The sequence below is a fragment of the Deefgea piscis genome (assembly GCF_019665785.1).
In the GTDB taxonomy this organism is placed as follows: domain Bacteria; phylum Pseudomonadota; class Gammaproteobacteria; order Burkholderiales; family Chitinibacteraceae; genus Deefgea.
In genome coordinates this window covers 2,139,364-2,161,877 of sequence record NZ_CP081149.1, presented here as the reverse complement: position 1 = coordinate 2,161,877, position 22,514 = coordinate 2,139,364, and the positions used below count along the sequence as shown (strand labels likewise).

General features: G+C 46.2%; 21 protein-coding genes and 1 tRNA gene. 13 read left to right on the top strand and 9 right to left on the bottom strand.

Annotation, left to right across the window (positions count from 1 at the left end; genetic code table 11):
- Positions 1-20 precede the first annotated feature (20 nt).
- From K4H25_RS10005 to K4H25_RS09970, 8 genes are all read left to right on the top strand, one after another.
- Positions 21-530: a hypothetical protein gene (locus K4H25_RS10005; RefSeq protein ID WP_221020380.1), complete on the top strand. Its 510-nt coding sequence runs from the start codon at positions 21-23 to the stop codon at positions 528-530.
- Positions 527-1,207 carry a uracil-DNA glycosylase gene (ung, locus tag K4H25_RS10000; protein WP_221020379.1) on the top strand — a complete coding sequence of 227 codons (681 nt, stop codon included), beginning with the start codon at positions 527-529 and terminating at the stop codon, positions 1,205-1,207. The genes K4H25_RS10005 and ung overlap by 4 nt, the downstream gene beginning before the upstream one ends.
- Positions 1,204-2,076: an ROK family protein gene (locus tag K4H25_RS09995; RefSeq protein WP_221020378.1), complete on the top strand. Its 873-nt coding sequence runs from the start codon at positions 1,204-1,206 to the stop codon at positions 2,074-2,076. Before ung ends, K4H25_RS09995 begins: the two co-directional genes overlap by 4 nt.
- Positions 2,077-2,095: 19 nt before the next feature.
- Positions 2,096-3,802, top strand: coding sequence for a glycoside hydrolase family 9 protein (locus tag K4H25_RS09990; RefSeq protein ID WP_221020377.1), 1,707 nt, complete (start codon positions 2,096-2,098; stop codon positions 3,800-3,802).
- Between the two features lies 1 nt (position 3,803).
- Positions 3,804-4,805 (top strand): ADP-glyceromanno-heptose 6-epimerase, encoded by a 1,002-nt coding sequence (gene rfaD, locus K4H25_RS09985; RefSeq protein ID WP_221020376.1) that lies wholly within the window; start codon positions 3,804-3,806, stop codon positions 4,803-4,805.
- Positions 4,806-4,936: 131 nt separating this feature from the next.
- Positions 4,937-5,368, top strand: coding sequence for a DUF4124 domain-containing protein (locus K4H25_RS09980; protein WP_221020375.1), 432 nt, complete (start codon positions 4,937-4,939; stop codon positions 5,366-5,368).
- 48 nt (positions 5,369-5,416) lie between these two features.
- Positions 5,417-5,572 carry a hypothetical protein gene (locus K4H25_RS09975; RefSeq protein ID WP_221020374.1) on the top strand — a complete coding sequence of 52 codons (156 nt, stop codon included), beginning with the start codon at positions 5,417-5,419 and terminating at the stop codon, positions 5,570-5,572.
- Positions 5,573-5,608: 36 nt separating this feature from the next.
- A complete protein-coding gene (locus K4H25_RS09970) occupies positions 5,609-5,809 on the top strand; it encodes a hypothetical protein (RefSeq protein WP_221020373.1) in 201 nt (66 codons plus the stop codon).
- Here the strand turns inward: K4H25_RS09970 and K4H25_RS09965 are convergent.
- From K4H25_RS09965 to phbB, 6 genes are all read right to left on the bottom strand, one after another.
- Positions 5,791-6,294, bottom strand: a complete 504-nt coding sequence (locus K4H25_RS09965; RefSeq protein WP_221020372.1) for a YgjP-like metallopeptidase domain-containing protein — start codon at positions 6,292-6,294, stop codon at positions 5,791-5,793. The genes K4H25_RS09970 and K4H25_RS09965 overlap by 19 nt on opposite strands.
- Positions 6,295-6,378: 84 nt before the next feature.
- A tRNA-Gly gene (locus K4H25_RS09960) sits at positions 6,379-6,452 on the bottom strand.
- Positions 6,453-6,595: 143 nt separating this feature from the next.
- The gene (locus K4H25_RS09955) at positions 6,596-7,990 is read right to left on the bottom strand and encodes an efflux transporter outer membrane subunit (protein ID WP_221020371.1); all 1,395 of its coding nucleotides are present in this window, start codon (positions 7,988-7,990) and stop codon (positions 6,596-6,598) included.
- The gene (locus K4H25_RS09950) at positions 7,983-11,111 is read right to left on the bottom strand and encodes an efflux RND transporter permease subunit (protein ID WP_221020370.1); all 3,129 of its coding nucleotides are present in this window, start codon (positions 11,109-11,111) and stop codon (positions 7,983-7,985) included. The genes K4H25_RS09955 and K4H25_RS09950 overlap by 8 nt, the downstream gene beginning before the upstream one ends.
- Positions 11,112-11,122: 11 nt before the next feature.
- On the bottom strand, positions 11,123-12,280 hold the full coding sequence (locus tag K4H25_RS09945) for an efflux RND transporter periplasmic adaptor subunit (protein ID WP_221020369.1): 1,158 nt from the start codon (positions 12,278-12,280) through the stop codon (positions 11,123-11,125).
- A gap of 277 nt (positions 12,281-12,557) precedes the next feature.
- Positions 12,558-13,292 (bottom strand): acetoacetyl-CoA reductase, encoded by a 735-nt coding sequence (gene phbB, locus K4H25_RS09940; protein WP_221020368.1) that lies wholly within the window; start codon positions 13,290-13,292, stop codon positions 12,558-12,560.
- Positions 13,293-13,873: 581 nt separating this feature from the next.
- Between phbB and pyrG the strand changes: the two genes are divergently transcribed.
- The 5 genes from pyrG (at position 13,874) to K4H25_RS09915 (ending at position 19,899) form a co-directional block, all read left to right on the top strand.
- A complete protein-coding gene (gene pyrG / locus K4H25_RS09935; RefSeq protein WP_221020367.1) occupies positions 13,874-15,529 on the top strand; it encodes a CTP synthase in 1,656 nt (551 codons plus the stop codon).
- A gap of 175 nt (positions 15,530-15,704) precedes the next feature.
- A complete protein-coding gene (gene kdsA / locus K4H25_RS09930; RefSeq protein ID WP_221020366.1) occupies positions 15,705-16,544 on the top strand; it encodes a 3-deoxy-8-phosphooctulonate synthase in 840 nt (279 codons plus the stop codon).
- Positions 16,545-16,601: 57 nt separating this feature from the next.
- A complete protein-coding gene (gene eno / locus K4H25_RS09925) occupies positions 16,602-17,897 on the top strand; it encodes a phosphopyruvate hydratase (protein ID WP_182077170.1) in 1,296 nt (431 codons plus the stop codon).
- A gap of 97 nt (positions 17,898-17,994) precedes the next feature.
- On the top strand, positions 17,995-18,342 hold the full coding sequence (gene ftsB / locus K4H25_RS09920) for a cell division protein FtsB (protein WP_221020365.1): 348 nt from the start codon (positions 17,995-17,997) through the stop codon (positions 18,340-18,342).
- A gap of 93 nt (positions 18,343-18,435) precedes the next feature.
- Positions 18,436-19,899 carry an aminotransferase-like domain-containing protein gene (locus K4H25_RS09915; protein WP_221020364.1) on the top strand — a complete coding sequence of 488 codons (1,464 nt, stop codon included), beginning with the start codon at positions 18,436-18,438 and terminating at the stop codon, positions 19,897-19,899.
- Between the two features lie 20 nt (positions 19,900-19,919).
- Here the strand turns inward: K4H25_RS09915 and K4H25_RS09910 are convergent, their stop codons facing one another.
- The 3 genes from K4H25_RS09910 to tnpC form a co-directional block, all read right to left on the bottom strand.
- Entirely contained in the window at positions 19,920-20,219 is a 300-nt protein-coding gene (locus K4H25_RS09910; protein WP_221020363.1) for a hypothetical protein, read from the bottom strand.
- A gap of 140 nt (positions 20,220-20,359) precedes the next feature.
- Entirely contained in the window at positions 20,360-20,626 is a 267-nt protein-coding gene (locus tag K4H25_RS09905) for a DUF2917 domain-containing protein (protein ID WP_221020362.1), read from the bottom strand.
- A gap of 202 nt (positions 20,627-20,828) precedes the next feature.
- Complete coding sequence (tnpC, locus tag K4H25_RS09900) at positions 20,829-22,421, bottom strand: IS66 family transposase (protein WP_221020361.1); 1,593 nt, start codon at positions 22,419-22,421, stop codon at positions 20,829-20,831.
- Positions 22,422-22,514 lie beyond the last annotated feature (93 nt).

The window sequence follows — 22,514 nt, the reverse complement described above, 5'->3', positions numbered from 1 at the left end:
TGATTGTATCAAAGTGGCGCATGCGATTATCTCCATTTGATGGCCCTTGTTTGTTGCGCGAAGCACTACCATTGGCTTGGTCTTTAGAGGATGAAGCGGGTAACGATTGGGAAATGTGTCGTTATTTGCAGGTGCTGGCTGATTTTGAATTGCCTCATGATGGCAGTGATGATTCGCAATCGTTACAAGCAATAAAAACGGATTTGACTTTGCTTTGGTTGGCCAAAACATTAAAAGTCACGCTACCCAATGAGGTTGAGGTGGTGATGGGGTTGGAGTCGATAGCTTGGTGGACTGATACCGCTCTGCCGATTGGCCAGCAAGGCGTGGTCGTTTTTTGTTTGTCGAAAGAATTTCCAATGTTATTAAAATTAAATGCACAAATCGAGCAATGTATTTCGCAGGCGTCGGGTTTTGCGATTTATGCTAAATGGTTGCCCATGCGCAATGTGTTGTTGGATAGTTTTGAGAAAATGATATTTCGTTATCATCGCCGTTATATTCAACAATTGCGCGAGCTTGGTGTATGAATTTATATTCTGTAATTCCATCGGCTTGGCAGCCCGCTTTATTTGCCACTTGCCAACGCCCCGAGATTGAGCAATTAACCCAATTTTTAACTGAGCAATTGGCGCAAAAAAAAGTTATTTATCCAGCACAAGCCGATTGGTTTAATGCATTAAAATTGGTTCCGCCCGAAGCGGTTAAAGTCGTTATTTTGGGGCAAGACCCCTATCATGGCGCGGGAGAAGCGCATGGTTTGGCATTTTCTGTGCCATTTGGCGTGAAAACACCCCCATCTTTACGCAATATTTGGCAAGAACTTGCGCGAGATTTAGGCGTAACACCGGCGCAGCATGGCAATCTAACTGGGTGGGCGAAGCAAGGTGTGTTATTGCTTAATACCTCGCTCACTGTTGAGGCTAATCAGGCTGGCTCTCATGCGAAAAAAGGCTGGGAGGTCTTAACCGATGCGGTGATTACGCATTTGGCTAATACGCAAACCGGATTGGTCTTTGTGTTATGGGGCGCTCACGCACAAAAGAAGATCCCTTTAATTGGTTCTTCGCATTGTATTTTACGTTCGGCGCATCCTTCGCCCTTGTCGGCTTATCGTGGATTTCTGGGGTGTGGGCATTTTTCGAGCGTGAATGCTTATTTATCCAGCCAAGGGCGGCGCGAAATTGATTGGAGTCAGGCAGAGTGAATGTATTGGCATTTGATGTTGGTGGTACCCAGATTAAGTATGGTGTTGTAACGCCGGATGGCGAGGTGTTGTCGGCGCTGGTGGTGGATACGCCGAAGCAATCGGCAGCCTTGATACAATGCTTGCGCGAATTAGTTGGACTGATGCAGCAACAGTTTACCTTTGTTGGCATTGCAATCAGTACTTTTGGCTTGGTCGACGTTAATAGTGGAGTAATTTTAGGTGCTGCTGAGGCCGTTCCTGATTATGCCGGGACGTCTCCCAAAGCGATTTTGGCTCAAGAATTTGGCTTGCCGGTGAGTATTGATAATGATGTGAACTGCGTAGCTTTGGCCGAAGGGTGGCGTGGTGCTGCGCAAGGTGTTACGCACTATTTGGCGATTGCTATCGGTACTGGCATTGGTGGAGGCATCGTGCTCAATCAGCAAATTTATCGAGGTCATCGTGCAGCCGCTGGTGAGTGGGGCTATATGAAGATCGACGGGCTGGTTTGGGAAGATCATGCCTCGATGCGCGGTTTGCTGTCGGCGGCAAATCAGCGTTGTGTCACTCAATTGGTCGATGGTCGCGCGGTTTTTACCGCGTATGATCAGCAAGATCTTGCCGTTGTGCCTGTGGTGCAAGACTGGTTTAAATTACTGGCAACGGGGATTGCAAATTTAATTTATGCGTTTAATCCCGAGCGAGTAGTGATCGGTGGCGGAGTCAGTGCGCGTGGTATTGTGTTTCTCAATGAATTAAATGCGGCAATCGATGCGCAATTATTGCCTGATTTTCAGGGGATGACCGAAGTGGTATTGGCTTGCGCGGGCAATCATGCGGGCATGATCGGCGCTACCCGAAACTGGTTGCAAACCAATAAATATTAAAAAGCCAAAGGATTGTATTGTGAATTTTTTATTTAATCATCTTGGGTTTGCCCCAAATGCCGAGAAGGTTGCTTTGATTGAAGCGCCAGTTGATCAGTTGGCTGGCAAAACATTTACTGTGTTTGATGCCAATACGCGCCAAGCAGTGTTGCGTGGCGCAATTACGCCACAAGGTAGCGTTGCTAAATGGAAAAACTGGCATTTTTGGGGGGCTGATTTTTCAGCCTTAACCACCGTGGGTGAATACTTTGTGGTGGTTGATGATTTGCATCCTCCTTTGGTTTCGCATCGGTTTGCCATTGCCGAGGGCTTATTTGCCGGACAAATGCTGTCTGACCTGGTTCACTACATCAAAGGTCAGCGCTGTACTGGGATTTACAATCAGGCTGATTTATCGCGCCCTAAGTGGGGCTCGGATGAGCGCCGTGATGTGAGTGGTGGTTGGTATGATGCCTCAGGCGATTGCTCGAAATATTTATCGCATTTGGCCTTCTCGCAGTTTATGAATCCTCAGCAAACGCCCCAAGTGGTGTGGAATTTAATTGATGGCTATTCACGATTGCCCGCGCAGTTAAAATGGTTTGACGAGCGCATGGTCGATGAAGCTTTGCATGGCGCAGACTTTTTGGTTCGCATGCAAGATCCCGCCGGATATTTTTACATGACGGTGTTTGATCAGTGGAGTAAAGACGAAAATCGACGAGACATTTGCGAATATAAAACCCAGAAAGGGGATAAATACGCCAGTTATCAAGCAGCTTACCGACAAGGCGGTGGCATGGCGATTGCTGCGTTGGCCCGCGCGTCACAGTTGTCACGCGATGGCGAAAGCTTTGGTCGGGCGGATTATTTGCTCGCTGCGAGTCGTGGATTTGCGCATTTAGAAGCGAATAACCTGGCGTATTTAGAAGATCAAACAGAAAACATTATTGATGATTATTGCGCATTGTTGGCAGCGTCAGAATTGTGGGATGTGACTGCCGATGGTGTGTATTTGGCTGCGGCCGAGCGCCGTGTGCAGCAAATTTTGGCGCGTCAGCAGCCAGAAGGTTGGTTCCGTGCTGATGATTTAGGTGCGCGTAGTTATTTTCACGCCGCTGAAGCCGGTTTGCTGTATATCGCTTTGTTGCGATTTATTGAGGTCGCGCCAGAATCCACTTACTTAGATTCAATCCGTGCTGCGCTGCGCTTGGCGTATACGTTTGAGATTAAAATTACTTATGCCGACGTGAATAATCCATTTGGGTATCCGCGTCAATATGTTAAACATAATGGTTTAGAGGGCAATACCCAGTTCTTTATTCCGCATCAAAATGAATCAGGGTATTGGTGGCAGGGTGAAAATGCCCGTTTGGCGTCGATTGTTGCCGCAGCGGCGCAGGTGCAATGTTTATTTGCCGATGATGCTGAATTCTCTGCGCAAATCGCCAAGTACGGTCAGTCAGCGCTGGATTGGATTTTAGGCGCTAATCCCTATGATGCATGTATGTTGCAAGGCTGGGGTCGCAATAATCCACGGTATGAGCCAGGGTTTTATAATGCGCCAGGTGGTGTGTGTAATGGGATTACTAGTGGCTTTGACGATGAAGCCGATATTGACTTTAAAACTGCGGAAGTGGCCACTATGGCCAATAGCTGGCGCTGGACTGAGCAATGGATGCCGCATGGTGCATGGCTATTTTTGGCACTGTGTTGCCGAGTGAAAAACGAATCAAAAGAGGTGTGATATGAGTATTGTTGTAACAGGTGCTGCAGGCTTTATTGGTTCGAATATTATTAAAACGCTCAATGAGCGCGGTGAATTTGATATTATTGCCGTTGATAATTTAACGCGCGGCGATAAATTTAAAAATTTAGTCGATTTGAAAATTGCGCATTACTTAGATAAAAATGATTTTATCGAAGAATTAGCCGCAGGTGCTTTTGATGGTGCAATTAGTGCCATTATTCATCAAGGTGCATGTTCCGATACCATGGAGCATAATGGCAAATATATGATGGATAATAACTATCAATATACTTTGGCATTGTTTGATTGGTGTCAGTCAGAGCAAGTGCAGTTTCTTTATGCTTCTTCTGCAGCAACTTATGGTAATGGTGATAATGGTTTTATTGAAACACCTGACTGTGAAAGCCCGCTTAATGTTTATGGTTATTCGAAATTACTTTTTGATCAAGTATTGCGTGAACGAATTGCCAATGGTGAAATAACTGCACAAGTCGCTGGTTTCCGTTATTTTAATGTGTATGGCCCACGAGAATGGCATAAAGAAAGAATGGCGTCGGTGGCATTCCATCATTTTAATCAATATCAAGCAACCGGAAAAGTTAAGCTATTTGGCGAGTACGGCGGTTATCCTGCTGGCGGCCATACGCGCGATTTTGTCTCTGTTGAAGATGTCGTGAAAGTCAATCTGTGGTTTTTAGATAATCCTGAAGTGTGCGGCATTTACAATGTGGGCACAGGGCATTCGCAGCCATTTAATGATATTGCGATTACGGCGGTCAATACTTGCCGTGAGTTAGCTGGCTTGCCGGTGTTATCGTTAGAAGAGTTGTTGGCGCAAGGTATCTTAGAATACACTGAGTTTCCTGATGCTTTGAAAGGGAAGTATCAGTGCTTTACTGAGGCGGATTTAACCTTGTTGCGAGAAGCTGGCTATGCTGAGAAGTTTCTGACTGTGCAAGAAGGTGTGCGTCGTTATATACAAGCATTGCTGCGCAATTAATTGACTAAGCGATAAAAAACCTAGTGATGATGTGTCGCTAGGTTTTAATTTTGTTGCTTTGGCCCAATGTAATAAGCTGGCTTGAGTACTTTGTCGCTTTGATACGAGTCATAATGAATTGAGGTGGAATAATGCGTAGTTTGATTCTGTTGTTATGCGTTTTAAGTGTTGGGGCTCAGGCTGAAGTTTATAAGTGGAAAGACGATTCAGGTAAGGTGGTGTATTCTGATCAACCGCCGCCTGCCGCTAAGGCCAAGGCGCAGCCACTTGGGTTTAAAGAAACAATTATTATTACTGAAGTGCCGAAGACTGTCGTTGCATCCGCAGTGGCGGTTAAAGCTTCGACGCCTGCTACTGCAGTATCATCGCCGACTACTCCTACCAAGCTGGCGAAAGATGAGCAGGCCTGTGCTGCGGCAGAGAAGCGATTGGCCTTTTTGAAGGGGGCCAAGCTATTTAAACAAGTGAGCAATCAAAACGGGGATATGGAGTACTTGCCTTACAAACAAAAAGAGCAAGAAATCGCCGAAAAAACTGTTTTTATTGAAAAAAACTGTCGCTAACGCTGTCTCGTTTGTTTTTATGATTATTGTTTTATTTTTGAGTTTAAAATGAATTTAATTAAAAGTATTACCCATCTTTTTTCAAAAAAGTCTAAATTAAAAGACAGCGAAGCTCAGGCTCTTGCTGATAGCCTACCAAAGTCGGTTGAGCTCAGTGTGCCAAACAGCAAGGCTAAGCGTCGCAAACAGAGACGCGGTTATTAATATAATCACCATGATTAACAGGAGTGGATTTAAAAATTGAATTCAGCAGCAGATTTATTCAATACCGAGACTTGGCATATCCTGAAGCAGGAGCAAGAGCGCTCCAATAGTCAGCGCATTGCCCGCCAAAGAAAAAAGCGTGAGCTGATGGAGTCTTTACAGGCGCAATTGGCCGCCGCTGGCATATCGATGGATGAGTTTATTCAGGCATCGATGGGTCATGCTAGCGATGCTTGATGCTCTAAGTGAGTGAGATACAGGCGCAAATCAAATTCAAGCTGCATATATTGTGGTTCAATATGTTGGCATAGCTGATAAAAGGCTTTGTTGTGCTCTTTGATTTTAAGATGTGCCAACTCGTGTGTTGTAATCATCTTTAAAAATTCTGGCGGCGTGTTTTTAAATAAACTGGCAATGCGAATTTCATGCTTTGCTTTTAGTTTATTGCCTTGAATGCGTGAAATTTGCATGTGTGTGCCCAAGGCATGTTGAATGTCTTTGATTTTACTGTCAAAGATAACTTTCGAGATGGCGGGCGCATTTTTTAAGAATTCATTTTTAATTGCAAGCGTATAGTCATACAGCATTTTGTCGGTTTGAATGCCGTGCTGATTTGGATAGCGCTGAGCAAGTAGTGGCCCGAGTTGTTGAGCGGAAATCATGGCAATGACGCGTTGTTGAATATGCTCAGGATATGCGCTTAGATATTTCAAGGGTTTCATATTGGTATTGCACGATAGTATCGTGATGCTGAAATGTAATAAAAAAGCCAAAGTGCAAATGCACTTTGGCTTTTTTATTACATTTGGAGCGGGCGATGAGAATCGAACTCACGGCTCTAGCTTGGGAAGCTAGGGTATTACCATTATACGACGCCCGCAGAAGTGATAAATTATATCAGAATCTACATTTCAAATGTGACTGAATTTCAATGTTTTTATGAGTAAAGAAAGATGTGAAAACCAGTCGTATTTATTTCCAGTAAAAGCCAATCATTGCGATTGGCTTTTACTGAATTTCTTATTACTCCACTGCTTGTATTTTAGACCAGCCACCGCCAAGGGCTTTATACAGCTCAACTCTGGCATTAATTTGGTTGCGTTGTGCTTTAACCAAATTTAATTGAGAGTTAAATAAACTACGTTGTGCATCAAGCACTTCAAGATAACTTGAGTATCCATTGTCATAACGGAGTGTAGCTAGTTTTAGCTGCTGCTTTAATGCGCTCACTTGTGTTTGTTCAAAACCAGTTTTAGCTTGTACCGTTTGATTAACAATTAAGCTTGAGCGGGTTTCGGCAAATGCGGTTTGAATTGCAAGTTGATACTGCGCAACAGCTTGCTTTTCTTGTGCTTTTGCTTGATCAATTTGCGCTGCTGTTAGGCCACCATTAAACAGAGGCATAGCTAAATCGCCCGCAAAAGACCAGCCTCGAGTGCCTTGATTAAATAAGGTGTCTAAGCTGTTACTTTGCACGCCAAGCAAGCCCGTAAGCGAGATGCGTGGAAAGTAAGCTGCGCGAGCAACTTGCACTCGAGCGCGTGTGGCTAATAAATTAGCTTCTGCTTGGGCGATATCTGGGCGTTGCAACAATAATTCTGAGCTCAGTTGGTCCGGAATTTCATTGTCGATTTGTAGTTCAGAAATCGATTTGCCGCGTCCAATACCTTGCTCCATCATGGCGCGCGGAGATTGTCCGACCAAGACGCTGAGTGCACTTTCAAGTCGTGTAATTGCCTCCTTAAAATCAGGCAAATTACTTCGCGCATTGGCGAGCTCAACTTCTGCTTGTTTCACATCTAATTCTGATGTGACGCCGCCACGATAGCGTTTTTGTTGCAAATCATACGCTTCAAAACGAGATTGAACCGTGTGCTTGGTGATCTCTAGTTGCGCATCCAAAGCCCGCAAATTGAAGTAGTTCTGCGTCACCTCGGTGGTGAGCGCCAAAATTGCGGCGTCACGATTGTACTCAAACGCCATCAGGTCTTGTTGCGCTGCAGTGGCGGTGTTTCGTACCCGTCCCCAGAAATCAATCTCCCAAGATGCTTGGCCTGCCAGTTGGAAGTTGTTGCTCGGCGGCAAATCAAGTCCGGTGCTGTTTTGCGATGCCTGGGCGCGTGCACCAAGACCACTGAGATCGATCCGTGGCAGTTTGGCTGAATCCGCAATCCCTAAACGAGCGCGAGCTTCATCGACTTTGGCCGTGACTAAAGCCAAGTTCTGGCTGTTTTCCAGCGCCGTCGCGACCAGTTGATTTAAAACTGGGTCATTAAATTGAGTCCACCAGTTTTTTTCTACCGACACCTTGGCTTCCATTGCTGTGGGGAGCTCAGTTTTTGGCAATACATTGTCTGGTGTGAAAGCGCAGCCGGTAAAGGCGAGGGCGACGCTGAGGGAAAGAATGGTTTTAAGCATGATTCTCTCCTTCTGGTTTTGATTTTTTCTCTGTCATTTGCATGATCAGTCGGAAAAAGAGTGGAATAAAGAAAATGGCAATAAATGTGGCTGCCAACATGCCGCCAATTACCGGCACACCCAGTGCAAAACGGCTACCTGAACCTGCGCCGCTGGAGGTTACTAGCGGTACACAACCTAAGATAAAGGCCAGTGAGGTCATAACGATAGGGCGAAAGCGTAAACGAGCTGCTTCGAGTGCTGCATTGAGTAGTGTTTCACCTTCTTCGTATTTCATAATGGCAAATTCAACGATTAGAATCGCATTTTTAGCCGCCAATCCTACTAAGGTAATGAGACCCACCTGGAAGTAAACGTTATTGGTCTGACCAGTGAGGTATACCGCCAGTAGGGCACCAAACAACGCAAATGGCACAGCAGTGATGACCGCAAATGGCAAACTCCAGCGCTCATACTGTGCAGCCAAGATTAAGAACACCATCAAAATACCCATCAAGAATGCAGTCGCGGCAGTGCCACTTGATGCTTGCTCTTGATACGCTGAGCCAGTCCATTCAAGTTTGTAGTCAGTAGCGCCCATTTCAGCTTCGACTTCTTCCAGTGCTTTAATTGCCTGCCCTGAGCTTACGCCTTGAGCGGGTGTTGCCATGATTTTTGCAGCTTGGAATACATTAAAACGCTCAACCAGCTCTGGCCCCATTGATGTCTTAACATGAACCAAGCTAGTCAGTGGAATCATTGTGCCTTTGTCTGAACGCACGTAGACGTTACGAATATCGTCTGGGCGAGCGCGATAGTCGGCTTCAGATTGCAATTGAACGCGGTAAGTACGGCCAAACTGGTTAAAGTCATTGACATAAACCTGACCAAAGGTGGCAGACATTGCATCAAAAACTTGGTTCACATTCACGCCAAGTGCTTTGGCTTTTTCTCGATCAAGATCAAGATAGATTTGCGGTACATTGGCGCGGAATGTGGTTGAGACACTCGCGAATTCGGGGCGTTTTTTAGCTTGTGCCACAAATTCATTGACTGCCGCAGAGAAGGTCGCAATGTCACCTGTGCCACGATTTTGGTAGTAACCCTCAATACCGCCAGTCGTTGACATACCGCTAATTGGAGGGGGGTTAAAGGTGGCTGCAAAGCCGTCTTTAATGCCCATATATGCCATGCCTTGGAAGGTGTTGGCTAGATCAAATGAGCTGTCGCCTTTACCTTGTCGTTCAGACCAGTCTTTGAGGGTGACGAAAGAAACGCCGCCGCTACTAATGACAGCGCCAGAAAGTAGGTCAAAACCAGCAAATGACACAACGTTTTCAACGTTTTTATTCGCCATGAGCATTTTGTCAAAGCTAGCGCTGGTGGCTTCGGTGCGATTGAGTGAGGCAGCGTCAGGCAGCATTACCGCACTGAGCAAGTAACCTTGATCTTCATCGGGTACCAAAGAGCTAGGCACTTGTTTTAGCAAGACGAACATCGAAGCAATAATGCCGGCAAAAATCATAAACGCAATGGCAACGCGGCGATTTAAAAATGACACGCCGCTCACATAGCCGTTGGTGATTTTATCGAAATTACGGTTAAACGCTTTAAAGAAGCGATTTGGCTCATGGTGTGCGTTTTTAAGCATAATCGCGCACAGTGCTGGCGTGAGCGTTAATGCCACAATGCCGGAAATCACGACTGAAATCGCAATGGTAACGGCAAACTGTTGGTACATCACACCGGTCATGCCGCCCATAAAGGCGACGGGCAAGAATACCGCGCAAAGCACTAAAACAATCGCCACGACGGGGCCAGATACTTCTTCCATCGCTTTAATTGAGGCGTCTTTGGCTGAGCACTTCGTTTCACTCATGATCCGTTCGACGTTCTCAAGCACCACGATTGCATCATCGACCACGATACCAATGGCCAGCACTAAACCAAATAGAGTCAATAAGTTGATAGAGAAGCCAAACGCGAGCATACCGGCAAAAGTACCAATTAATGAAATTGGCACTGCAATACACGGAATAAGCGTTGCTCTAAAGTTTTGTAGAAACAGATACACCACCAAAAACACCAATACGATGGCTTCAGCTAGCGTATGAACAACTTCTTCGATTGAAATTTTAACGAAGGTTGTGGTGTCGTATGGGATTGAGTATTCAATGCCTTCGGGGAAACGTTTTTTTAGCTCGTCCATTTTTTTGGTGATTGCTGCTGCAACACCGATGGCATTGGCGCCTGGTTGTAAATAAATCCCCATGGCGACGGCTGATTTGCCATTAATACTGGCTTTAAGGTCGTAATCCTTGCCGCCAATTTCAACGCGAGCGACGTCTTTAAGTCGAATCGTTGCACCATCAGCGGTTGAGCGTACGATGATGTTATTAAATTCTTCTACTGATTTAAGGCGGCCTTGTGCGTTGACGGTATAAGTGAAGTCAATGGCTTCTGTGGTTGGCTGTGCGCCAATTTTACCCGCAGAGAATTGCGCATTTTGTTCGCGAATCGCGCTAATCACATCGCTTGGCGTTAGGCTTAATTGGGCTAAGCGATCAGGACGTAGCCATACGCGCATTGCGTAATCAGTACCCCCGAACATCGTCAAATCACCCACGCCAGGAATGCGTTTTATTTCATCAACAATATTCAGTAATGCATAGTTGGATAGGTAGGTTGTATCGTACCGGCCATTCGGTGAGTTGATCGCAATCACGTTCAAGATCGAAGTCGATTTCTTTTTGACCGTCACACCTTGGCGTTTTACCTCTTCAGGTAATTGCGCCATCGCCGCAGAAACGCGATTGTTCACGTTAATGGTGGCTTGATCGGGATCCGTACCAATGGCGAAATAAACGTTCATATTCATCTGGCCGTTTGAGGCAGAGCCAGATTGCACATAAAGCATTTTTTCAACGCCATTAATCTGTTGCTCTAGTGGTGCGGCAACAGTTTGTGCGATGACTTCAGGAGTCGCGCCAGGAAAAAACGCTGTGACCGATACAACCGGCGGAGTAATCCCCGGGTATTGCTCAATCGGCAAAGACTTCATCCCAGCGAGGCCAAGGATCACGATAATGATCGAGATCACGCTGGCAAAGATGGGCCGTTCAATAAAAAATTTAGAAAACATACCGACTCCGATTATTTGCTGGCCGTAGCGGGTGAGCTAGCAGGAATAGGTTTAACAATTGAGCCTGGTGGCGCTTTCATTTGGCCTTCGACAATCACTTTGTCGCCAGATTTTAAGCCGCTATTGATGACAACTTGACCTTGGTAGACTGAACCGAGTGTTACAGGTTTTGGGACAACTTTATTGTCTTTGTCGACGGTCATGACGATATGATCGGCTTGAGATTGAATTACGGCGCGTTCAGGTACCAAGATGGCATTTTTACGAGTGCCAAGATCAAGTGTGACACGAACGAATTGACCGGGTAGTAACTCGCCTTTTGGATTGTTAAAAATGGCGCGAGCACGAATGGTGCCGGTTTTTGGATCAACTCGATTGTCGGAAAAGTTGATTTTACCTACTTCGCTGTATTGGCTGCCGTCGGCAAGCTTGAGTTTGGCAAATACTTCTTTCGATGGTTTTAGCTCAACCGAACCGCTGTGTTGTGCTGCGTTAAGCTCTTGTTTGTCTTGTTCAGAGTATGAAAAATTGACATAAAGCGGATCAAGTTGCGAGATCGTGGTTAATTTGCCCGAGTCGCCTGTGGCAGTAATTAAGCTACCTTCCGATTGTACGAGTTTGCTGGTTGTGCCTGAAATCGGCGCAGTTACTTTGGTGTAGCCTAGGTTTAACTCGGCTTGTCTGACTCTGGCTTGCGCTGCGCTATTACTCGCTACTGCCGCGTTGTAGGCCGCGTTGGCATCGTCATAGTCTTTGCGGCTCACTGCGTTTTCTTTAAATAAAGGCACAATGCGGTCACGATCGGCGCGTGCTTTTTCAAGCTTGGCCACTTCTTGAGACAAAATACCTTGGGCTTGGTCGAGCTCTGCTTTGTATGGTTCTGGGTCAATTTCAAACAAGACTTGCCCAGCTTGAACAATTTGCCCTTCAACGTAAGTGCGTTTTAATAAAATGCCGTTTACACGAGCACGCACATCCACATCGCGATAACCAGCAGTTTCGCCGACCATCTCGGATGTAAGCGGTACATCAGATGGCTTAGCTTCAATCACAGAAACAGGTGCAGGCGGGCGTTCTTTTTTTTCTGGCGCTTTGTCGCACGCAGCTAATGCTGAAACGATGAGTAGGCTGATCGATATTCTTCGAAATGTCGTCGTGGTGTTGTGCATGCAAAGCACTCCAAATAAATTTAAATTGTATTAAGGGTGAGCAAAAATAAATGCATCTACTGTGTGTGCCCGATTCATAAAGGGCGCAAATTTCGGCGTAGTTTAACAGCTTAAGTGAAGCTGATGACCCCTTAAAATTTTGTAATTGTACACAATGCTTATACACAAGCTATTACATTGCAACTTTTGTATTTGGTATTGAGTGGCGTCAAATAAATAAAAACCGGCCATAAAATGGCCGGTTTGAAAATGAAAAATTAATTGCGAATCGTTTTACTTAGCACGTGTGTTGGCCACCATTGATTGCAAGATTGGCTCCGGTCATAAATCCAGCCAAATCGGATGCAAGGTAGCTAATTAAACCGGCAATTTCTTCAGGAAGACCAAGGCGAGCAACTGGGATGTTGGTGATGATTTTATTACGAACATCTTCAGGAACGGCCATGACCATTTCGGTAGCAATGTAACCGGGTGATACCGTATTAACTGTAACCCCTTTCTTGGCGACTTCTTGCGCTAATGCCATGCTAAATCCATGCATGCCGGCCTTCGCTGCCGAGTAATTGGTTTGCCCAAACTGACCTTTTTGACCATTAATTGACGAGATGTTAATGACACGGCCCCAGCCACGATCAGCCATGCCGTCAACAAAATGTTTGGAGATATTAAATACCGAGTTTAGATTAGTGCCGATGACCATGTCCCAGTCTGTTTTACTCAGCTTTTTAAATGAAGCGTCGCGTGTAATGCCCGCGTTGTTGACGAGGACGTCAACTTGGCCCAATTCGCTGTTGATTTTTTCTGCCAAGGTAGCGCAAGCAGAATAATCAGTCACATCGCACTCATAGGCGTGGAAATGATAGCCTGCGGCTTGATTGTCAGACAGCCAGCTGGTTTCTTTGCCTGGTTTGGAATAGGTCGTGACCACTTGAAAGCCATCATCGGCTAGTTTTCGACAGATTGCCGTACCAATGCCACCCATGCCGCCAGTAACTAGTGCAACTTTTGCCATACGCGAATATTCCCTAGAAGAGGTGTGATTAGGTTCTATGTTTGAGTTTGGGGCGCACTGTGCTGTTCGCCACCTTTCAAATGCTATCATGCAATATTAATGATGCGTAAGCATAAGCCACTTGTAATATGCAATGATGACAATTTTGAGACAGATACTTATCTGGTAAGTCTGCGTAGTTGATTTGTATGTGTGGTTTGAATCGTTTAAATGCTTTGTGCTTGGCTGGTCGGATTGAGTGCTTGAATTGTGGGTTTTTATGTTGCAGCTTGCTGGCATTACGCTACTCGATGCTATTGATGTCGGAGGGAGTCGGTTTTTATTTAAATCGCGGTGAATATCCTTGTGTATGGTGTTTTTGATGTTGTTGGTAGGGTATGCGCGTTTTTTATTGCAGATTTGTCGCAGTCGGCAGATTGCATCAACTCGCAGTTTTCCTTGGTATTCCGTGAAGTTGCATGATCTTTGTGGTGTACATAAATACCTAAAAGAGTGCCGTTCAGGTTTTTTTGTGCTTGTCCAGAATTGAGGGGGCGCTGTTGTTCAGGTAGAATAGGGGATTCAAACTTGTGCGCACCAACATGACCAAGTACATATTCGTAACCGGTGGCGTTGTTTCTTCCTTAGGTAAGGGCATCGCCGCCGCATCTCTCGCGTCGATTTTAGAGTCACGCGGTCTTAATGTAACCATGATGAAGCTTGATCCATATATCAATGTGGATCCAGGTACGATGAGCCCAATGCAGCATGGTGAAGTCTTTGTTACCGAAGACGGCGCTGAAACTGACTTAGATTTGGGCCATTACGAGCGCTTTATCACTGCGAAAATGAAAAAACGCAATAATTTTACCACCGGTCAAATTTATGACTCGGTGATTAAAAAAGAGCGTCGCGGTGAATACCTCGGTAAAACTGTTCAAGTTATTCCACATATTACCGATGAAATTCGTCATTTCATTAGCCTCGGCGCAGAAGGCTCTGAAGTTGCGGTGATTGAAGTGGGCGGAACAGTTGGCGATATCGAATCTCTACCGTTTCTTGAAGCGATTCGTCAAATGGGCGTTTTGCTGGGTAAAGAAAATACCTGCTTCGTGCATTTGTCTTACGTGCCTTATATCGCCGCAGCGGGTGAAATCAAAACCAAGCCGACACAGCATAGCGTTAAAGAATTGCGCGAAATCGGCATTATGCCGGACGTGCTGATTTGCCGTGCTGATCGCATGGTGCCCGATGAAGAGCGTCGCAAGATTGCCTTGTTTACTAACGTTCAAGAAAAGGCCGTGATTTCTTGTCCTGACGTAGATTCTATTTACAAAATACCTCGTGTTTTATCTGAACAAGGTATTGATGAAATTATCTGTAAACAATTCGACCTGCAATTGCCTGCCGCTGATTTGTCGGTTTGGGACAAGATTGTCGCTGCGGTGCAAAGCCCTCAGCAGACCGTTAATATTGCCATGGTTGGTAAGTATGTTGATTTAACCGAGTCGTATAAGTCGCTGATTGAGGCGTTACGGCATGCCGGTTTACATACCCATTCAGAAGTAAAAATCCACTTTGTTGATTCTGAATCGCTAGAAACAGAAGGCGCTGAGTGCTTGCGCGATATGGATGCCATTTTGGTGCCAGGTGGTTTTGGTAAACGTGGTGTTGAAGGCAAGATTGTTGCGGTCCGTTTTGCTCGCGAAAACAATATCCCATACATGGGGATTTGTTTGGGGATGCAAATTGCGTTGATTGAATATGCTCGCGATGTCGCTGGCATGGTTGGTGCCAATTCCACCGAATTTGATTTAGCAACTCAATACCCTGTCGTGGCCTTGATTGACGAGTGGGTTAATCATGATGGCCAAGTAGAAAAACGCGATGAAAACTCTGATATGGGTGGCACGATGCGACTGGGTTCGCAAGAGTGCCGTCTTGAAGAGGGTACTTTGGCAGCTAAAATTTATGGTGGCACATCCGCAATTGAGCGTCATCGTCATCGCTACGAAGTAAATAATTACTATTTGGCGCGTTTAGAAGCGGCAGGTTTAAAAATCAGTGGTAAGTCAATGGGGGCGGAAGCCTTGGTTGAAACCATCGAATTGCCAAATCATCGTTGGTTCTTTGCTTGTCAATTCCACCCAGAATTTACTTCGACGCCACGTGATGGTCATCCATTGTTTATCTCTTATGTGCAGGCAGCAATTGCTTATGCCAAAGAGAATGGCCGTGAAGGCTTGAGCTGCAAATAAGTAACAATAAGCTGCTTTAATAGCTGCTCGTGTTGTCGTTTGGACGCCTCGATTCATTATCAATGGGTCGAGGTGAAGCCAAGTATTTGATGTGTATTTGTGTATTGCTCAAATGGGTATTGGCTGCTAGCCTATATTAGATCAAATTTAGAGCGGTATACCCGAGGAGGTTGGCGTGAAGTTATGTGGCTTTGATGTGGGTATTGAGCATCCTTTTTTTCTCATTGCCGGTCCTTGTGTGATTGAAAGTGAGCAACTTGCAATCGATACTGCAGGTTATTTAAAAGAGCTCACTACCGAGTTAAACATCCCATTTATCTATAAATCTAGCTTTGACAAAGCCAATCGCTCGTCCGGTAAATCGTTTCGGGGTTTGGGGATTGATGAAGGCCTGCGAATTCTTTCGGAAGTGAAACGTCAGCTAGGGGTGCCTGTTCTTACTGATATTCATACCGAGACCGAAGCAGCGATTGCGGCACAAGTAGTGGATGTATTGCAAACCCCGGCTTTTTTGGCGCGCCAAACTGACTTTATTCATGCGGTTTGTGCCACTGGTAAGCCAGTGAATATCAAAAAGGGCCAGTTTATGGCGCCTTGGGATATGAAGAATGTTGTTGAAAAAGCCAAAGAAGCCAATGGTGGCATCGACAATATTATGGTTTGTGATCGCGGCACTTCTTTTGGCTATAACACCTTGGTGAGTGATATGCGCGGCTTGGCGATTATGCGCGATACACATTGCCCGGTGGTGTTTGATGCCACCCATTCGGTGCAGCAGCCAGGTGGCTTGGGTGATAAATCAGGTGGCCAGCGTGAGTTTGTTCCGGTATTGGCGCGTGCGGCAATTGCTTCGGGTGTTGCGGGTGTCTTTATGGAAACCCATCCTGATCCATGCAAAGCCATGTCTGATGGTCCGAATGTCATGCCAATCGCGAGAATGAAGGAATTGCTGACCGTCCTCAAAGACATTGACCGTGTAGTTAAGGCACACTCCTTTATTGAGCATACATTGTAAAGTGTTGTGTAATTTTATCGCAGTATTAATTCAACCGTTTTAAGGGGTATAGAACCGATGAGCGCAATCGTTGAAGTGATCGCACGTGAAATCTTAGATTCACGTGGCAATCCAACAGTAGAAGCCGATGTACTTCTAGAATCAGGTGTAATGGGCCGTGCCGCAGTACCGTCTGGTGCATCAACTGGTGAGCGTGAAGCGCTTGAGTTGCGTGATGGTGATAAAGCACGTTACTTAGGTAAGGGCGTATTGAAAGCTGTTGAAAACATCAACACTGAAATCTGTGAAGCCATCATTGGTCTTGATGCTGCAGATCAAGCTTTCATCGACAAAACGATGATTGACTTGGATGGTACTGAAGACAAGCGTAATTTAGGTGCAAATGCCATCTTGGCTGTGTCAATGGCGGTTGCAAAAGCGGCTGCTGAAGAAGCAGGCTTGCCGCTTTACCGTTACATTGGTGGTTCAGGCCCGATGGCTTTGCCAGTACCAATGATGAACGTGATTAACGGTGGTGAGCACGCATCAAACAGCTTGGATTTCCAAGAGTTGATGATTGTTCCTGTTGGCGCGCCAACATTCCGTGAAGCAATGCGTTACGGTGCAGAAGTTTTCCATAACTTGAAAAAAATCTTGCACGATAAAGGCATGCCAACTCAAGTGGGTGACGAAGGTGGTTTTGCTCCTGACGTTGCTGGTCCTGAAGAAGCGCTGGACATGTTGATGGCCGCGATTGAAAAAGCGGGTTACAAAGCCGGTACTGATTTCCGTATCGCTTTGGATTGCGCTGCTTCTGAATACTTTGATAAAGCCACTGGCAATTATGTATTCAAAAAATCAGGCAATCGCACTTTCACTTCAGTTGAAATGGTTGATTACCTTGAAAGCCTCGTTAACAAATACCCAATCATTTCGATTGAAGATGGTATGGGCGAGCGCGATTGGGATGGTTGGAAAGTATTGACTGATCGTTTGGGTCAGCGTGTTCAATTGGTCGGCGATGATCTTTTTGTTACCAACACTAAAATTTTGGCAGAAGGCATCAAGCGTGGCATTTGCAACTCAATCTTGATTAAAGTTAACCAAATCGGTTCTTTAACTGAGACATTGGCTGCTGTCGATTTGGCTAAACGTCATGGCTACACTTCAGTAATGAGCCATCGTTCAGGTGAAACTGAAGATGCAACGATTGCTGATTTGGCGGTTGCAACTAACTGCATGCAAATCAAAACTGGTTCATTGAGCCGTTCTGATCGTATTGCAAAATACAACCAAATCTTGCGTATTGAAGAAGAGTTGGGTGATGCAGCTGTGTACCCAGGTATCGGTGCATTTTATCAGTTGAAAGGTTAATCCTTTTTATTGGTAATTATTTCGACGTAAATTAGCGTCTGTAGTAAGATGTAAAACCGGAGCCTAGCTCCGGTTTTATTTTGTCACGAAGGTTTGTATGCGCATACTGGCAATTTTTTTTGCGATTATTATCGTTGCTTTGCAGTGGCCGCTTTGGGTTGGCAAAGGAAGCTGGTTGCGAGTTTGGCAATTGGATTCACAATTAAGCCAACATCGTGAAAGTAATGCCAAATTAAAAGAGCGTAATGACGCGCTCGAAGCCGAAGTGCAGGATTTAAAAAATGGTACCGATGCCATTGAAGAGCGTGCGCGTAATGAGCTGGGCATGATTCGGCAGGGTGAAGTATTTTTTCAGGTGCTCGATCAGTCGCCAGAAAGTATCGCTGTAATCAAGCCCAATGCCGCCAATACAGCTGCTTCTAGCTTGTCATCTAAAGCATATTGATCCGGTACACTATTTTTGTCACAGCGCAAAATGTAAAACTGTTTTTTTTCTAAGCCCTCAGTTATAGTGTCATGACTATCGGGGGATGGCGAAATGAATGACCTAACATTGCTGGATCAATCGCAGCGAAAAAAATCAGAAACACTGTACTTTCAATTGGCTGAAGAACTAGCGCAAGCGATTCATGCTGGAGTGTTGCGCGCCGGTGAGAAATTACCTTCAATTCGCAAGCTCTCCTCAGAGCGTCATTTAAGTCTTTCCACCATTATGGAAGCCTACCGAGAGCTGGAAGACCGTGGATTGGTAGAGGCGCGCCCTCAGTCTGGTTTTTATGTTCGCGCCATTCGCCATTTGGCTTCGCCTGAGTTGACTAAGCCGCCACAACGCCCTTCGCATGTGGTTATTGACCCATTATTAACACCCAGTGTTTTGGCACGAATTAATGCGTTGAAAGTCGACTTTGGCTTGGCCATTTTGTCGCCCAAACTATTTCCAAATCAGCAAATTCAACGAATTTTGTCACAAGTAACCCGAAATGACCCCGATATGATTGCCGATTATGGCGAATCGCTTGGCGATATCCAGTTGCGGCGGCAAATCGCGCGTCGATCTTTGACGTGGGGCGGTCAAATTGAAGCTGATGATGTCTTAATTACCCATGGCGCAATTGAAGGGCTTAATCTTTGTCTGCGCGCGGTCACCAAGCCAGGTGATGTGGTCGCGATCGAGTCGCCAGCGTACTTTGGGTTATTGCAAATTCTGGAAAGCTTTAAATTAAAAGCATTAGAAATCCCGACGCATCCCAAAACAGGGATTTCAATTGAGGCTCTGGAATTGGCATCAAGAAATGGGGCAGTGACAGCCTGCGTATTGTTGCCTAATTACTCTAATCCTTGTGGGAGTTTGATGCCCGATGAAAATAAAAAAAGATTAGTAGAATTATTAGAGCAAAGAAATATCCCTTTAATTGAAGATGATATTTATGGTGAATTTTGCTATCAAGGTGATCGTCCGCGACCAGCAAAAGCCTATGACCAAACGGGCAATGTGATGCTGATTGCGTCGTTTACTAAATTATTGGCGCCGGCATTTCGAATTGGCTGGGTGTTTGGTGGTCGTTGGCAAAAACAAATTGAGCAGCTTAAATTTATTAATACCTACTCTACGTCATTGGTATTGCAAAGAACAATCGCTCATTTTTTAGAAAGTGGTGGATACGATCATCATTTAAGGCGGTTGCGTAAGCATTGTGCCGAGCAGATTAATGATGCAGTCGATGCTATTCAGCGGTTTTTTCCGGCGGATACGCGCTTGCATGTGCCACAAGGCGGCTATGTGCTTTGGTTGGAGCTTAATGAAAAAGTAGATACTTTGCAGTTATTGCAGCAAGCTTTAACTGAAGGGATTAGCTTTACGCCTGGAGTGATGTTTTCGCCGAGCAGTAGCTATCGCAATTGTTTGCGTATTTGTTGTGGAGAGCCTTGGACTGTAACGCATGAAAAGGCCATCGAACGCCTAGGTCAGATGGCTCAAGGTTATATTAATCAGTTCGATTAACAGATGGCGTGACGGTGTATTTAATACGCCGTCATTTGCACTGAGGCGTCGTCTATTTTATTTTTTGCGGCTTCATGCTTTTGCATTACATTGAGGCAGCTTTTAGCTTCGTTGGATTGAACTTCAACGCAACGCGCTGAGTAGGCCATTAAACAAGGCTCTATTTGTTCACTCTCATCGACCCACAGCACAATGGTGCGCTCACCACAGGCGGCAGCCAAAATGTCGTTGACATTGATAATGTCGTCAATAATTTGTGCATTGCTGCTTAAGGATATAAATCCTGATAGCAGTGTCATCAGAAGCATTTTTCCGCGCATAGCCCACCTCCATTGGCGGACGGCGCTTCGAATGAAGTGCAACTGCCAGCCTGTATTTAATATCGGCAGGCGGATCTTTGATTCGCAATCAGTGGTTTCTTAATCGTTCAGAATGGCAGATTAACGGTAAGTCCAACTCTTTATTGCGCGAGTGCAGCTGCGGGCATCGCTGTTTTTGGCGCTTGCTGAGTGTTGGCTGCAGTTTTAGCTTGCACCCGATAACGGCTATTTTGCAATGCTTCAATAACGACTAAATCACCTTGATGAACAAAATATTTTTGTCCCCGCTCCAGCACAATATCTTCACCATCGTGGCTAAGCCATAGTTGACCTGCTTCGCAATGTATCCAGCAATGTTTCGCTTGGAATGAATTCACTTGGGCGTAATTAAGTTGAGTGGTTTGCATGATTCAAGCCCTCGTAACGGTTTGGGATGAGATCAACTATACGTCGATTCAGCCCAGCTGCTTAGTGGCAAACTGTATGCAAGTTGAGCATTCAATTGTGATGATTTCACGACTGTTATGCTCAATTTGAGGGCTTTCTGCATTCTTTCGATGCGCCTTGGGCTTTTTTGGTAAGCGCTCAGCCGCTCCACCGCCTTGACGCTTAAGTTTCTGCTAGCCTTCTTAGCGGTAATAATTCGTCGATGCGGCTGTTCGGCCAAGTGGGGAGTTTTTCTAGGGTGTCGGTGAGCCAGGCCATCGGGTCTAGGTCGTTGAGTTTGGCGGTGCCCAGTAGTGTTTGAATTGCGGCAGCGCGTTGACCGGCGCGCTCGCTCCCTGCAAATAGCCAGTTCTTTTTGCCAATCGCAATCGGCCGAATGCTGTTTTCGACCGGATTGTTATCGATTGGCGCGATGCCGCTTTGGGCGTAGCGTTCAAGCGCCGTCCAGCGCCGATGGCTGTAAATGATCGCTTTAGCCAGGGCGCTATTGGGCGCAACTTTGCTACCGGTTTCATCCAGCCAAATTTTGAATTCGAGCAGTTTAGGTTGCGCTTGTTGCTGCCGTAGCGCTCGGCGTTGTTCGGGGTTTAAATCTTTAGCCTGCGCTTCCAGCGCATACAGTTCGCCAATACGGCGCAGCGCCTCTGCGGCAATCGGGCTGCCGTTGGCCTGATGCAATTCGAAGAATTTGCGCCGTGCGTGCGCCCAGCAGCCCAGCTCAATCACGCCGGTTTTGAACAGCGCTTTGTAGCCGCCATAGTCGTCGACCATCAGTTGACCTTGCCAATCGGCGAGGAAATCGCGGACGTGTTGACCCGAGCGACCGCCTTGGTAGTCGAACAAAATAATCGGCGCACTGCCACTCAAAGGCGTATTGCGATACGCCCATAAATAGGCGGTTTTGGTTTTGCCTTTGCCCGGATCAAGCTGTTTGACTGGCGTTTCATCGGCATGCAGCACCGTTTCGCCTTTCAATCGTTCACGCAATCGATCCGCCAATGGCTGCAACCACCAGCCGACGGTGCCAACCCAGCTGGCCAGCGTGGTTTCCGCTAACGGCACTTCGCTGCGTTCAGCGATTTGTCGTAGCCGATACAGCGGTAAATGATCAATGTATTTGCTGACCATCACCCACGCCAAAGTGGCCGCAGTGGGTAAACCGCCATTGATGATCGCCGCCGGAATCGGCGCAGCGCTCATCGTTTGGCAGCTGCGGCAAGCGTATTGCGGGCGAATGTGGCGCAACACGCTAAACACCGCCGGTTGCACATGCAGTTGCTCGCTAATGTCTTCGCCGACTTTAACTAAACCCTGACCACATTGGCCGCAACTGCATGATTCAGGCTCGTGAACCATATCGGTACGCGGCAAATGCGCCGGTAAGGCTTGGCGACCTGCGCGAATGCGTGGCTTTTTATCGCTGACCTCGGGAGTGTTGTTGGCTTGCTCGGCGGCGAGTTTGGCTTCCAGCGCCGCCATATCGGCATCGAGGGCTTCTTCAAACAAATCTCGCTGCTCGCGATTCATCACTTCGGTCTTAGCGCCATAACGCATGCGGCGCAGATAGGCCAATTCCATCGTTAGCGCTTCGATGGTTTGCGTTTTATTTTGGATGTCGGAGACGTATTGTTTGAGTTGTTGATCTTGCTGAGTGACTAATTCAGTATGCTGAGCAAGGAGTACCGACTGCGCCAAAATCGCCGCGCGGACTGCGGCGGGTAGGTTTGAATTGGCGAGTTCTTGAGCGAGATCCATGCTTTGATTTTACTGGGTATTGCCATACAAATCATATCCTTCATGATTTATAGGGTAATACTGCGACAACTATTTTATCCATCCGCAGCGTGA